Origin of the sequence: Streptomyces sp. CC224B, assembly GCF_030010595.1 — a bacterium.
Lineage (GTDB): Bacteria > Actinomycetota > Actinomycetes > Streptomycetales > Streptomycetaceae > Streptomyces > Streptomyces longispororuber.
Map to the genome: position 1 here is coordinate 82613 of NZ_JASCXL010000024.1, position 13233 is coordinate 95845.

Genomic DNA, 13233 nt, shown 5'->3' on the forward strand with positions numbered 1-13233 from the left:
TGTTCAGGACGCTCTGCTTCTTCCTGTCGTGGCAGCTGATCGGCCGCCTGCGCTCGGTCATGAGCAGCATCGCCGTGGAAGGCCGCTGTGGCTTCGTAACCGAGAGCGGGGATCGTTTCGAGGTGCCTGTCCTTCAACAGCGAAGTTAGTCGTGTGTAGGCCGCTGACCTGGGCCGACTAGGTTGGATGTCAATGAGTCTGCTCGTGCTGACGCTGTTCGGGATCGTGTTGTCCCGGTTTGCTGACGCGCTTGGAACTCAAGCGAGTGGGTGCCCGTCTGAATCGCCATAGTCGAGTGGGGCTAAGTCATAGACGATCTCTGCGCGGACAGGCCAGTCGGTTGCGGGTGGCTTGGACCACGCAACGCTCGGTTTCAGTGGCTTGAAGGTATGTGGACCGCTATTCCGAAGACGGGCAAGCGTCACGCCATCCTCGCTGGGGAGCATGGTGACCGACAGTATCAGTGCAAGCACCGCGAGACCGCTGGGCACGATAGTTTGGGATTCAGTCCCCGCGTCGCTCCTGATCATCATCGCCGTAAGCGTGATGAGCACCGTAAGCGCGGCTGCTGCGATGAGCGCGATTGCAAGCCACAGCCGTTGGCGCGTCTTGGCACGTGCCTGACTGTGTAGCCGGAAGCCGACCATGTCACCGCAGGTGGCGCACCGCAGGTACCCGATTCGGACACCCTCGGGCGGCCGGTCGACCCATGCGGTCTGGATCCGGTAGTAGTGGTACGTAGTTGATCCGCGGTGCTCAGTGCGGGTCATGTGGATCAGCCGCATTCCGACCCTGGGCCCGATCTGCTGCACTCCGTCCTCCGCTCGCCTTGAACATCCCAGTCAGACCAAGGTAGCGACTGAGCTTGAGGCAGGTCCCCGACGATTCGACAGTGAATGGGCGCATCTCGCCGGAGCGTAGAGCCGAACCAGATCGACTGCGACACGATCTGACATCCACTTGCAGAGGACTAGATCAACCGAGATTCCCCAGCGTGCTCACCCCTCACGACTAGGTTCGCTGTCAAAAAGCCGAAACGGCTGAGTTCGCTGTCACCGAGGCCAGCGGCGGTGAGCGCCCGACTCTGTCAGGGATCTACCTCAAAACCAGCCGGAACCAGCAGGTCTCAGCGGTTTCCCCTGCGTCTGGTTGATCACGTCCGCTGCCAATACACCGGGCCGGGCTGCCTCAGCCGACGAGGTCAGCAGTGACATCACTTCTCGGTTCTGGCACAGATCTTGGGGAGCGGTCGCAGAGGGTCACTGAAGCAGGATCATCTTGCGAAACAGTTCGAATCCGTCCGTAGAGCTGCCTTTTGATCTTCTTGATGCGGTTCATGGCGCCCTCGGTGCCGCCTGAGTTCCACTGCAGGGTGAGTCCGGCTGTCACGGCGTCGAGGTCTTGGAGCAGGTGGAGTGCGAAGTTGCTGCGCCCGGGCAGTTGGCTGGTGTCGACGGCATCAATTCAGGCAGGGAGCGTGGCCCCGAGGCGGTTAGTAAGGATCTCGCCGAAGTCGCGGACATGCTGGGCGGCCGTATCCAGTTTTCGGGGCAGCGGGACAGGACGCTCTTGAGATCGGCGTGGTGTTCTTCGCTCAGGGCTGTGGGGCGCCGGGTGAGCCAGCCGGTCACCTGCCGAACCGTTGGCGGGGGCGGTGGCCCGGTGGCATGGTGCGCAGGGTGGCGATGTGGGCGCGGACCATTTGATAGGTGACGGGCGCGTGCTCGGCCATGAGTTTGCCGTGCAGCTGGGTGGCGTTCGTGCAGCCCGCGGTGAACCGTCGGTCCAGGTCAGGCTTGTAGGGGTCCAGTCTGCTGGGGCGGGGCCGGTTCTCGCGGAAGATGTCCTGCCAGCGTGCGGTGGAGGCATAACGGAGCACGGTGTTGAGACACCAGCCCAGGTGCCGGGCTATCGCCCGGCGGGAATGGCCTTGGGCGAGCAATTCGTGGACCGGGGCGTGCGCGGCCCCTCTTTGCGTTCGGCCCGCCGACCGGCTGGATCCGAATCGGGCCCAGGCAGTCGCGGTGGGCGGCGACGCAGGTTTCCACGGCCCGGCCCAGCTTTGCCAGAGATGGAACCGGTCCGCGACCTGAAGACGGGGCAGTTTCTGCGCGACGCACGTCGGATGCCGCGCCCGGTGCCTTTCGCCACCGCTACGCGGCTACCGGGTGGACGACTGTGGCCTGTGCTTGCCGGGGTCGTCATGTCCTCTGGCCGCTCTTCTCTGTACTGGGACGCGGGAGTTTTGCGCCAGCGCCTTGCATTCACCGTGGATGGCGCGTGCGATGGCGCGTGCGTCAAGGCCTGTCTGGCGCAGGGCGCCGTTGAGGGGGTTGGTGTATCCGGCGAAGTATAGGCCGGGTGCCTTGGGGTGAGTGCGGGCGCCGCTTACGGTGGGACGGCCCACTGGGTCAATGACAGGAAGCGGCCCGAGAAGACGGTCCAGACCAGTGCGGTAACCGGTGGCGGCGATGACGACATCCGGGGTGAGCACGGTGCCGTCGGCGAGCGTCACCTGCCGGCCGTCGAGCGCGGTCACCGCAGCTACCGGCACAACAGCACCTGTCCGTACGGCCTCGACAATGCCCCGGTCCAGGGACCGGGCTGCTGTCATGTCGCCTAGGCTGGCGCCTCCAGGCGGGACCTCTAGGCCGAGGCGTAACTGAGGCGGAGGAGGTCTCCAGCACGCTCCAGGTCCCGCTCTGCGCGCACCTGCAGCTCCAGGTCACCCGTGCCGTGGTGCCCGAGCCCCGTCACGTCCCGGGTGAAGCCGGGAACAAGGTCGACCTCCTTCGGGTCGGCCTTGAGGTAGACGAGGATCTTGGTCTGCTGCGGCGGACAGACGCTGGCGAAGTTCCGCAGCCGTCGGTAGGCGCGGTAGTGCTTGCGCTGCACCCTGGTGACGCCGTCCCCGAGTCCGACCAGGACCTCATCGACCGCCTGGGCGAGCTCGGCCATCGCGCCGCTCGGATCCCTGCTCGGCGGTGCCCCTGCCGCACGTCGGCGTACCCGCTTGGCCGGGGGCGAGTGCCCCGTGACGGAGGCCACGGTCTCAAGGCCGAAGTGGTCGCTGCCGAAGTACCGGTAGCGGACCAGGTCGATCGAGCGCCGGTGCTCGCGCACGGCGTGCGCGTCGTAGCGGGTGAAGTCGCCGGCCACGCAGATCAGTCGGGGCGCGCTCCACAGGATCTGGGACGCGGCCGTGGCCCCGAGCCGATCGTGGACCAGATTCCGGAAGGCATCCTTGTGGTTCGTCAGCCAGGCCATGTAGTAGAGGCCCTGGTTGATCGCACCCGCGTCGGTGCCCCGCTTGTACTCGACGACCACGGGCGCCCCGTTTTCGTCGAGACCCAGCGAGTCGATCCGCCCGCCATCGACACAGTCGATGATGAACTCGCTCGCCAGGAACGTGACGCCCAGCATCTTCTCCATGTGCGCCTCGACGAGGTCCTGCACATCCGCCTCTGCCGCAGCCAGGCGCGGCACGACCTCGTGCACGCCGCCCGCCGTGTTGAACAGCTTCAGACCCACCACTCCCCCTCCGCGATCACAGTGTCAGAGGGGAACGTCACCAAGGCGGGGGATATTTCCGCGACCGAAACCATCGTGAAAGGAACCGAAGAGCCGCACATGCACAGCCAGAACAACGTCATGCCGGGCCTGGGCGCCCGGTACAGCCCCGCCCACATTCGCGCCACCTGGGGCGGAACCGGAAGCGTCGAGGACGCCTCCCGTGCCTTCGGGTTCTCCAGGGCGAAGGGCTACGACCTCGTACGGCGTGGAGAGTTCCCCTGCCGTGTGCTGCGGATCGGCCGCAGCACACGTGTCGTCACCGCGTCCTTGCTCCGCGTCCTCGACAGCGGCGAGCCCGAGTACGGTGGGACCAACGACCCAGACGCCGCTCCAGCGTGACCCACTGCACGTAGAAGCCCCCGCCGGAGGTCCGGCGGGGGCTTCTACGTGTCACACGATCACGCGCAAGTCACCCTGTGCTCGCACCTCTTGCCTGTGACACTCGGTGATGAATTGCAGAGGGAGGGGCGGGGCGCGCGGTCAGCTAACAGCGCGGTGCGGTGCTCGCGGCAGCGCCGGGTGGCGGAGACCGATGGGTGCATGGCTGGGCAGGTCATAGGCATGCGGGGGTGCTGGCGCTAAGGTCGAAGTGCCGGGAACGGCAGTGGTCGACGGCTACCACCAGGCGGTGCACTGACGGCGGCCGTGGCGCAGGGATGAACGCGGCTTACTCCCCTCCGCCGCGTGGTTCCTCGCGCGGTTCCGCCCTCGCCGGGCCGGGGCCCCGCGGGAGTGGGCCCCGGATGGAACAGCCGGGAGGACGAAAGGCCCAGGCCGCGTGTGTGTCCGCCGTGCGCGGCCTGGGTCGTCCCGGTGGGGATTGTGACCCGGGGACTGGGTGTCTGCCAGGAGGCCTCGGACGCACAGCTGTGGCAGCGGGTCGCGAGACGTCCTGCCCGACAGCCTAGAACTCTCGGCGAGGGGGCACATACGCGGTTTGGACAGTTTGGCCGGGAGGCGTCAGTGCAGCGCGGCTGGAGCGAGGCGAAGGGTATGCGCCTTCACGTTTCGGCGGGTTTTCCGTGGATGCGCGTGGGGGGTGCAATGATGTCGTGGGCGAGGTCGAGGATGGGCGGTCGGTGGTGTAAGCGCGCGAGGCGCGCCCCCTCACCCATGAAGCTCCTATAGAGCGTCAAGCCGTTTGAAGGAGTTGTTCCGGGTGCCAGGAGAACTGAGGTAGGCGGTGGTAGACCTCGCGGGCGACGAAGCGTTTGAGGCAGCGGATGATGTCCCGCTTCGACAGCCCTTCCGCGATGCGTCGGGTGACGTAGTCCTGGGTGCGGGCGTCGTACTTCATGCGGACCATGACGATGGCGTGCAGGGCCTTGTTGGCCTGCCGGTCACCTCCGCGGTGGAGAGGGTGACGGTCGGTGCGTCCCGAGGACGCGGGGATGGGAGCGACCCCGCAGAGCCGGGCGAAGGAGGCCTCCGTCCTCAGCCGCTGAGGGTTGTCGCCTGCACTGATAAGGAGTTGGCCAGCGGTCTCCGGGCCGATCCCAGGCTGAGCGACGAGGGTTGGTGCGGCCCGGGTAACCAGGGGCTTGATCTCGGCTTCTGTCTCCTTGATCTCTTCGTTGAGTGCCAGGTAGCGGCGGGCGAGCCGGCGCAGTGTGGTCCTGGTCGCGTGGACTGGGTCGGCGGGGTCACCGGTCGGACGGGTGCGGGCCAGGGCGGTGATCAGCTTGTGCGTGGTCAGGCCCCGCACGTTCTCCCTGATCTCGCTGGGGGCAGGGATGATCAGGGCATGAATCTGGTTGATGGCCTGAGTGCGGGCCTTGATGGCGCTGATCCGGGCCGTGCGCAGCACGCGTATCGACTCGACGATGCCGTTGTGGCTCTTGGGGGTCCCCTTGGCGTGACCGGACAGGACGGCGGCCGCGGCGCTGTAGGCGTCCAGGGGATCGGTCTTGCCGTAGACGCGGCGAGTGCGCTTGTCGGGCCGGTCGACCTCGACGACCTGGACGCCGTGGGTGTACAGGAAGCAGGCGAGTTCGGCACCGTAGTGGCCGGTGCTCTCCATGCCGACGACCAGGACCTCGCCGTGCGTGCGCATCCACCGCAACAGGTGGCGGTAGCCGTCCGGCGTTGTCGGGAACGCCTTGGTGTCGAGCTGCCTGCCGACGGTGTCGATGACGGCGAGCTGGTGGAAGTCGGTGTGGGTGTCGATGCCGCCGATCACCGGCGTGGGTTCAACGTTCATGGCATAGTCCGCAGTTGGTCCGGGTGAGCTGGGCGAGCACGTCTCGGCCGGGCTGACGGACAGCACAGTGATGGGACCGCTGGTCGAGCACCTATTAAGTCACGAGAGCCCCACCCGCTACGTGCAAAGGTGGCACCGTCCCGCGGACCGACATTCACGAGACGGACAGCCGAAGCGTCAGTGAGTGATTGAGTCAGGCCTGCGGGGCGATGCCACCGAAGGCATCATCCCGCTACAGCAAGGTTCATACTGGCGCTTCCACAATCATCACTGTGGGTGGTGACAGCCGCTAAACAAGGCGGGACAATACGTAGTGACCCCTTAAGCACCACCTTGAACGGGTCGGGCGCATAGCGCGTCCAGCCCCGCGCCGTGGGCGGCCCGGTCTTGTCGGTTCCCGGGCCGCCCACGGTATGGAGTGCCCGCACTGCGGCCGAGCGCGCGGCCGACGGCGACTGGATGGAGCAACCCAGCCGTCGGCAAACCCGCAGCCCTCCCCGCGCCGTCGGTCAGGCGGCGCCCGCTAGGCAGACGCGACACCTGACATACGGCGGCGCCGTGCGGCACCACTGGCAGCCGCCGTTGACATAGTCGTAGAACAGCCGCGCGGGACCAGCCGCTGCGGCAACGTGGCGATCGCCAGGTCCAACGGGGACCCAGCGCCACGGCGTTGGGGCGTCGGCAGCTCGGCCGCGTCATCAGCTCCTTCACGGACGCAGCAGCATGCAGCCGACTCGCCGTAGACAGGATCAGTTCTCTCCCGCTCGCAGAGCACTAGGTACTGGCAAGCCTCCACGCGTAAGCGTCGATCGCCCAGGGGACCCGCCCTGCATACACCTGCGCTCGCAGTCGTTGGGCTTCCAGTTCTCGGTGCTAGCCACCACAACCAGCGCCCAGGACTCCGTGTCAGGCGCCTGACTGAGCGTTTGGTCCTGTCTCGGTCAAGTTGGTGGCGTTTCCACAGTCCTGCAGCGCTGGGGGCCGCTGTGCTTGAAGGCACAGCCGACGCGTCCGCGACGCCTGGGAATCGTGTCGTTCCGACTGCTCCTGCCTGATCCCAACACGCCCCCGAACGCCACCCCTTGACCGCTGGCGGGCCCGGCCACGGTCGACTACTCCGCAAACACGACATCGCACAGCCCCTACCCCAGCGACCTGTCGGACGCCCGCTGGGAACTCATCGAGCCCGTCCTGACGTCCTGGCGCAACGAGCGCCGCGCCCAGGCGCTGGAGATCGGCCGACCGCCCGAACACGACCTGCACCAGATCATGAACGCCATCCTGTACGTGGACCGCACCGGCATCCCCTGGCGCTAACTCCCGCACGACTTCCCGCCCTGGGCCACGGTGTACGGATACTTCGCCAAGTGACAACAAGACAGAGTCTTCGAGCAGCTCACCGGCCTGCTGCGACGCCTGGCCCGCGAAGCCGAAGGCCGTGACGCCGAACCATCGGCCTGCGTGCTGGACTCCCAGACCATCAAGACCTCCGCCAACGTGCACCTCGCGGTTCAGGGCACAAACGCCGGGAAACGGATCATCGGGCGCAAGTGCCACCTCGGCTGTGACACCCTCGGGCTGCTGCTGACCGTGCTGGTCACCGCCGTCAGCGTCTCAGACACCGCGGCCGGCGTGACCCTGCTGTCCCGCATCGCCACCGCCCACCCGCACATCACGAAGGCCTGGGTGGACGCGGGCTACCGCACCACCGCCATCGGCCACGACGCCCGCCTCGGCATCGACGTCCACCCCGTCCACCGCCCGCCCGGCACCCGCGGATTCACGATCATTCCCAGACGGTGGACCATCGAACGCAGCATCGGCTGGCTCATGCACCACCGACGCCTCACCCGCGACCACGAGACCCACCCACACCGCTTCCGAAGCCATGATCCACCCCGCGATGACCGACCTCATGGCCCGCAGACTCACCGGCGAAGCCACCCCGAACTGGCGCGGAACCTGACCCAGGACCACACACAAATCCACGGACCAAACCCTCAGTCAGAGCGACCCGAGGCCCACCGCGCAGAGGTCACGCCAGGCGGCGGCCGCATCACGCCTCGCCGCGTGAACGCCGCGGGCCCGGAGACCGAAGGTGACCGAGTCCGGCCCGGCTCGTCAAGGCTGTGACCGTGCGAGCGAGGGGGTGCTCATGATGCCGGCCACGGTGGTACGGCCGGCGATGTAGGCGTCCAGACGGCGCCACGCGCCCGGGACCTCCATCCGCCGGGCGGGCCGAGCCGCGCCTTCATGGGAGCGCCCCCGGCTCGGCCTCGGCTGGTGCACGCCCGAGCGAACGCCGCTCCAGCAGGCAGCAAGCCCGATCACTGAAAAGGAGCGAACGGCACCCCTGGCGCCGGTACGGTCAGCCGGGCCATGAGGGTCACCACCGCCACGGCAGTCCCGAGGAGCGTGCCGCGTCTCAGTCGTTGCAAGATCTCACCCGTCCGACTGAATGCACTATGCGCTGTCGTGTGACTACCCTTGGTGCATGGTTGGCTGGAGTGGTGCTGCTCGGTGGTCCGCTGCGCGGGCCGCCGCTGTCGCGCTGGTCTCTTTGGTGCTTGTCCTGTGCGGCACGCAACTCACCCCTGGGTATCTCGCGGAGCCGACCGAGATCACCGCGTCCATGACGGGCGAGCTCGGAGCCGACGGGAACACGGCCTGCTTTTCTGGACAGCGGGGCATTTCTCGCGCTGACCGGGACCGGCGCTCCCTCGAGGGGCGTGCCTGCCAGCCACCCTCCGCCCCCGCGGTCGGTTCACTGCGGAACCCCGTACGGCAGGCGGCCAGGTCCTGGCCCGAGAGCACCGTGCTCGCCGCCGCCCGTGCCCGCCATACGGTCCTGCGCTGCTGAGTGGCCCTTCCCGCCCGCTGCGGGAACGCCCCCCACCACAGCACCAGCAGGAGAACCATCATGCCCATCGACCCCGGGCGCGCGCTGGAAGCCTATCTGCGCGCACAGGCCTACCTCGCCCGCCGCCCCGCCCCCGGCCCCCGCCCCGAATCCCGTCGCACACCCGATCGTGGTGACGCGGCCGTGGATGGTACGATCGCGCCAGCGGACGCGGAGCGGCTGCCCACAGCACGGCAGACACCTGCCTCGGCTCCCGCGCACCGTCCGCGCGGGGCGCTGTCCCGCCTTCTGCCCGTACACCGCACGCCGACCGCCGCCAAGAGCCCTCGGCAGGCATGAGGACCAGTGGGTGGGCCGGTGCAGGACCGGCCCACCCACTGCCGCGGTACTCCGGACGCAGCCGTCCAGATGACGACGAAGTCGCTCGTCACGCCACGCAGACTCTCGCCCTCTCCCGCCCGTGGCGCGGAACCTTCCAGAGCCGGTGTGACCCGGCGCGTGGAGAGGAAGAATTGCCCGGTCGACGGCACGTACCAGCGACATTGAGAAGGCGGCCGGGGTGCTGCACGACGGAGGCCTGGTGGCCTTCCCGACCGAGACCGTCTACGGCCTCGGCGCCAACGCCGAGGACCCCGCCGCCGTGACACGCATCTTCCAGGCCAAGGGGCACCCGCCCTCCCACCCGCTGATCGTCCACATCGGCGGCGCGGAGCACCTGAGCGACTGGATGCAGGACGCACCCGCGACGGCGCGCCTGTTGGCCATGCGCTTCTGGGCAAGGCCCCTCACGCCGGTCCTGCGGCGCGCCCCCCAGTGCCTCTCGAAGCGACGGGCGGCCTGGAGACCGTCGCCATACGCGCGCCTCACCACCTGGTCGCCCTCGCACTGCGGTCGGTCTTCGGAGGCGGCGTCACAGCCCCGTCCTTCCACGTCGTACGCGGGGCGAGGACCCACCGCGCGAACGAGAAGCGGAAGCGGCCGGTGCCAGCTGCCGTCCGGCCCGCCCCACCGGGGAGGTCCTCGGAGCCGGCGCCAGCAAGGTTCAGGTCGGTCACGATCGCCAGGGTGGCGACGGTCACGGCATCATGACGGCCGCCGGGTCGGAGACCACCACAACAAGTAACCCTGGCATGACTCGGGTTGACGTCCGACCCTCCCGAGGCCCGCCACCGCACCCGCACCACACTCCAGGACGGCACCGCATGAGCCCTGCGCCCGACGAAGGCGACCGCATCCGCACGGCCATGGACCGCATCCTTGAGGGGACCGCGCAGCACTCCACCGGCGCGCCGACGATCGTCGCCCTGGCCCAGGAAGCCGGCGTACCGCGCAGCGCGCTCACCCAGCGCCACCTCGACTTCAAGAACGCCTTCTACGCACAGGTCAGGGCCCGTGGGCAGACGCCGGACTCCGAGATCCGCCTGCGCCGACAGGTCGTCACTCGAGAAGCTCTGCGCCAAAGACGCGGCCGAACTGACCGAGCTGCGCACCGGCTTTGAGCACTGTCAACCAGTTGTCCGCGCGCAACCAGCAGCTCCTCCAGGCGCTGCCTCAGCCCGACCCTTCGACCCGGACGTTGCCGCCAAGCCGCACCTGCAACGGAACCGCTGAGCCGCTCCCCCGCGGCCACACCCACGCTGGTTCGACATTCCTCTATGTTGACACTTATCAATCCAGCGGGCAGTCTTGTTTCCGCAGGCACCGATACAGCTGGAGGGGTTCCCCATGAGCGAGCAGTCCGATCTGCGAGAGACCGTCCGCGTCGGCTATGCCGCCGCCGCCCTCAAGGTCACCCAGGGCGGCACTGCGTGTTGCGGCTCGGAGGCAGTCGGGATCGACGAGAACTTCGGGTCCGGTCTGTACGGCTCCGAAGAGCGCGAGGCGCTGCCCGCCGACGCGGTCGCTGCCTCGCTGGGGTGTGGCAACCCCACCGCGGTGGCCGACCTGCGCGAGGGCGAGCGCGTCCTGGACCTCGGCTCGGGCGGCGGCATCGATGTCCTGCTGTCCGCGCGCCGGGTCGGCATGAGCGGCAAGGTGTACGGGCTGGACATGACCGAGGAGATGCTCGCGCTCGCGCTGGCCAACAAGGAGAAGGCCGGAGCGACGAACGTCGAGTTCCTCAAGGGCACGATCGAGGCGGTGCCGCTGCCCGCCAACACCATCGACGTCGTGATCTCCAACTGCGTGATCAATCTGTCCGTCGACAAGCCCGCCGTCTTCGCCGAGATGTTCCGCGTGCTCACCCCGGGCGGGCGGATCGGCGTCTCGGACGTCGTCGCCGAGGACCACCTCAGCGCCGACCAGCGTGCCGAGCGTGGCAACTACGTCGGCTGTATCGCGGGTGCCCTCTCGTTTTCCGAGTACCGGCAGGGGCTGGAAGCGGCCGGATTCACCGACATCACCCTCACCTCTACTCACCAGGTCGCCGACGGCATGCACTCCGCCATCGTCCGCGCCATGAAGCCCGCCACCGCCCCGCTGCTGTCTCTCGTCGAGACGGGCGGCCAGGCGCAGGGATCGTCCTGCTGCAGCTGACCGCACCGCCCGAGCACGCCGAAGGGCGCACCCCTGGGGGTGCGGCCCTTCGGCGTGCTCCCTGCGGCCGGGTCAGATACCGGCCGGGATCAATGCCTTGTGGTGGTGGGCGAGTTGGGCGAGGTAGCGCTCGGCATCGAGGGCGGCGGCGCAGCCGGAACCGGCGGCGGTGATGGCCTGCCGGAAGCTGTGGCCGACGACGTCGCCGGGCGGCGAAGACGCCGGGGATGCTGGTGCGCGTCGAGGGCGCCTGCACCGTGAGGTAGCCCTCGGTATCGAGGTCGAGCTGGCCGGTGAAAAGTTCGGTGCGGGGGTCGTGGCCGATCGCGATGAACAGCCCCATCATGTCCAACTCGCGGGCAGCGCCAGTGAAGGTGTCGCGGAACACGACGCCGGCGAGCAGCGGGTGGGTCAGAGGGCGTTGACGGCGGCGCGGGGAAGGCCGGGGATCTCGATGTAGTGGCCGGCCAGCCGGATGGGAGTGCGTTCTGTCCGCGTCGAACGCCTTCGACGGTCAGCTGCGCCAGACCGGTGGGGTCGGTAGGGGTCCTTGAGGCTGCACGGTCAGGGTGAGCCCGTCGGTCCGTCCCGTGAGCCAGCCCAGGAGCTCGGCTTCAGGCCCGCAGACCAGCGGCCCTGGGGTGTTGCCGAGGACCCGCGGGGTCTGGTCCTCGTCGGCGCGTAGTGTCATGGGCGGGGTGTGGGGGTTGGTGCGCAGTCTCTCGATGGTCGTCTCCAGTTCGCGGGCGGTGAAGGAAGCGGGCCAGAGGGCCGGAGAGTGTCCGGTGGCCAGGTCGGTGTGGTGCACCTCCACCTCGCGCAGCATGCTTCTGACGGCTCCGCGCGCCGGTCGCAGACCGGCCCCGAGCCAGCGCACGGGCACGTCCCAGTCGTGGGTGGGGTGGTCGCTGGCTGCGGAGAGGAAGCGGTGCAAGGCGGTGTCTAGGTCGTCGAGGAGGGCCCCGGCGGACCGTCCGGCGCCCTCCTGGATCTCTCGCTCCCGCTGATCGTCGCTGGCGTACTGCGCAAGGTTGGAGCCGGTGCGTGCGGAGGCGAGCAGACGGGTGCGGGAATCGGCGCTACGGGCCACGTGCGTCAGGACGTGGGCGCGGCTCCAGCCGGGCAGCAAGGACGGCGCGCGGACATCATGGTCCGAAAGCGTAGTCGCCGTCGCGATTAACCGGTCGGCGCAGATGTGCAGGAGGGGCAGAAGCGCGGTCGGGCTGTCCTCTTCGTCGTGGGGCATGGATCTCCGATCGGGGGGCGGCACGTCGCCATACCTGTTCCCTGTTTGTGAAGCGGTGCACGCTGTTAATCCGAGATGCGCGCCGAGGCTTCACGGATGACGTCCCACGCATCGTCCGGGTGTGCTTGCCCCGGAGTGAGGCACCCCGATCCTTGGCGACCGTCGCGTAGGACCACACGGCGCACTTCGACTGCGCGTCCCCGGCTTGGTTACGGGCTGGTGGCGATGATCGCCTCGGTGCGGATCACTTCGTCGAACCGCCCGGAGGGGTCGAAGTCGAGCAGCGCTGCGCGCAGGTCCTGCTCGAAGGCGTCTTTCTGCTCGCCGAGCTGGGCGGGACTGGAGTGCGACAGGCTGAACGCCCAGCCGATGACCTCGTCCACGGCGCGGGTCAGAGCGTGATCCCAGCGCACCGTGCCGACCTGCGAGAACGGCGAGCGCGCAGGACGTTCTGGTGGCATTTTTTGGGGTGGGAGTAGGTGCCTGAGCCGACGCGGCGCTCGGGGCCGAGGTAGCGAGTGCGGACTTGGTCGACGACGTGGCGCCGGTCGGCGGGCTCGAGGTCGCCGGGGGGCGCCGCCGGAGGCGAGGATGATCCCTCCGCCCGGTCACCTCGCGCTGATCGACCTCATGATCCGGCGCCTCACCCACGAACCCTCCGCAACTGGCACAGGACCGAGTACACGGAACCAAGTACACGTCATAGGACCAAATGTTCAGTAACCATCTCGCCGCCGCTCATGGCGCCGCCGTCTCGCCGGTGACGAGGGCGGTGACCGCCGCCACGCCGCCCTCGGCGAAGGCCTGGCGCTGCCGGTC

10 protein-coding genes and 3 pseudogenes are annotated in these 13233 nt (G+C 68.4%); 5 read left to right on the plus strand and 8 right to left on the minus strand.

Going from position 1 to position 13233, the window contains the following annotated elements:
- Nucleotides 1–257: 257 nt before the first annotated feature.
- From QK440_RS12490 to QK440_RS12505, 4 genes are all read right to left on the minus strand, one after another.
- Nucleotides 258–812, minus strand: coding sequence for a hypothetical protein (locus QK440_RS12490; protein ID WP_282793128.1), 555 nt, complete (start codon nt 810–812; stop codon nt 258–260).
- A gap of 815 nt (nt 813–1627) precedes the next feature.
- A complete protein-coding gene (locus QK440_RS12495) occupies nt 1628–1879 on the minus strand; it encodes a hypothetical protein (RefSeq protein ID WP_282793129.1) in 252 nt (83 codons plus the stop codon).
- Between the two features lie 282 nt (nt 1880–2161).
- Nucleotides 2162–2614 carry a hypothetical protein gene (locus QK440_RS12500; RefSeq protein ID WP_282793130.1) on the minus strand — a complete coding sequence of 151 codons (453 nt, stop codon included), beginning with the start codon at nt 2612–2614 and terminating at the stop codon, nt 2162–2164.
- A 32-nt stretch (nt 2615–2646) separates the two neighbouring features.
- Entirely contained in the window at nt 2647–3534 is an 888-nt protein-coding gene (locus QK440_RS12505) for a DUF5655 domain-containing protein (protein WP_282793131.1), read from the minus strand.
- A gap of 96 nt (nt 3535–3630) precedes the next feature.
- On the opposite strand from QK440_RS12505, the gene QK440_RS12510 reads away from it, so the two are divergent.
- Nucleotides 3631–3912 (plus strand): helix-turn-helix domain-containing protein, encoded by a 282-nt coding sequence (locus QK440_RS12510; RefSeq protein ID WP_282793132.1) that lies wholly within the window; start codon nt 3631–3633, stop codon nt 3910–3912.
- Nucleotides 3913–4705: 793 nt separating this feature from the next.
- Here the strand turns inward: QK440_RS12510 and QK440_RS12515 are convergent.
- Complete coding sequence (locus QK440_RS12515; RefSeq protein WP_282793133.1) at nt 4706–5773, minus strand: IS110 family transposase; 1068 nt, start codon at nt 5771–5773, stop codon at nt 4706–4708.
- Nucleotides 5774–6862: 1089 nt separating this feature from the next.
- Here QK440_RS12515 and QK440_RS12520 point away from each other — a divergent pair.
- From QK440_RS12520 to arsM, 4 genes and pseudogenes are all read left to right on the plus strand, one after another.
- Nucleotides 6863–7739 (plus strand): annotated as a pseudogene (locus QK440_RS12520) (IS5 family transposase).
- 1453 nt (nt 7740–9192) lie between these two features.
- A pseudogene (locus tag QK440_RS12525) lies at nt 9193–9557 on the plus strand (L-threonylcarbamoyladenylate synthase); the annotation flags it as partial.
- A gap of 278 nt (nt 9558–9835) precedes the next feature.
- Nucleotides 9836–10132, plus strand: a complete 297-nt coding sequence (locus QK440_RS12530) for a hypothetical protein (RefSeq protein ID WP_282793134.1) — start codon at nt 9836–9838, stop codon at nt 10130–10132.
- A gap of 226 nt (nt 10133–10358) precedes the next feature.
- Complete coding sequence (gene arsM / locus QK440_RS12535) at nt 10359–11168, plus strand: arsenite methyltransferase (protein WP_282793135.1); 810 nt, start codon at nt 10359–10361, stop codon at nt 11166–11168.
- 72 nt (nt 11169–11240) lie between these two features.
- Here arsM and QK440_RS12540 read toward each other — a convergent pair.
- The 3 genes and pseudogenes from QK440_RS12540 to QK440_RS12550 form a co-directional block, all read right to left on the minus strand.
- A pseudogene (locus QK440_RS12540) lies at nt 11241–11568 on the minus strand (NAD(P)/FAD-dependent oxidoreductase); the annotation flags it as partial.
- A gap of 114 nt (nt 11569–11682) precedes the next feature.
- Entirely contained in the window at nt 11683–12414 is a 732-nt protein-coding gene (locus tag QK440_RS12545; protein ID WP_282793136.1) for a maleylpyruvate isomerase family mycothiol-dependent enzyme, read from the minus strand.
- A 209-nt stretch (nt 12415–12623) separates the two neighbouring features.
- Nucleotides 12624–12875 carry a hypothetical protein gene (locus QK440_RS12550; RefSeq protein WP_282793137.1) on the minus strand — a complete coding sequence of 84 codons (252 nt, stop codon included), beginning with the start codon at nt 12873–12875 and terminating at the stop codon, nt 12624–12626.
- Between the last annotated feature and the right edge of the window lie 358 nt (nt 12876–13233).

Bases quoted from the DNA above. Each gene is read 5' to 3' on its own strand.
- QK440_RS12500 (WP_282793130.1), bottom strand. From the start codon at position 2,614: ATGACAGCAGCCCGGTCCCTGGACCGGGGCATTGTCGAGGCCGTACGG.
- QK440_RS12510 (WP_282793132.1), top strand. From the start codon at position 3,631: ATGCACAGCCAGAACAACGTCATGCCGGGCCTGGGCGCCCGGTACAGC.
- QK440_RS12515 (WP_282793133.1), bottom strand. From the start codon at position 5,773: ATGAACGTTGAACCCACGCCGGTGATCGGCGGCATCGACACCCACACC.
- QK440_RS12530 (WP_282793134.1), top strand. From the start codon at position 9,836: ATGAGCCCTGCGCCCGACGAAGGCGACCGCATCCGCACGGCCATGGAC.
- arsM (WP_282793135.1), top strand. From the start codon at position 10,359: ATGAGCGAGCAGTCCGATCTGCGAGAGACCGTCCGCGTCGGCTATGCC.
- QK440_RS12545 (WP_282793136.1), bottom strand. From the start codon at position 12,414: ATGCCCCACGACGAAGAGGACAGCCCGACCGCGCTTCTGCCCCTCCTG.
- QK440_RS12550 (WP_282793137.1), bottom strand. From the start codon at position 12,875: ATGCCACCAGAACGTCCTGCGCGCTCGCCGTTCTCGCAGGTCGGCACG.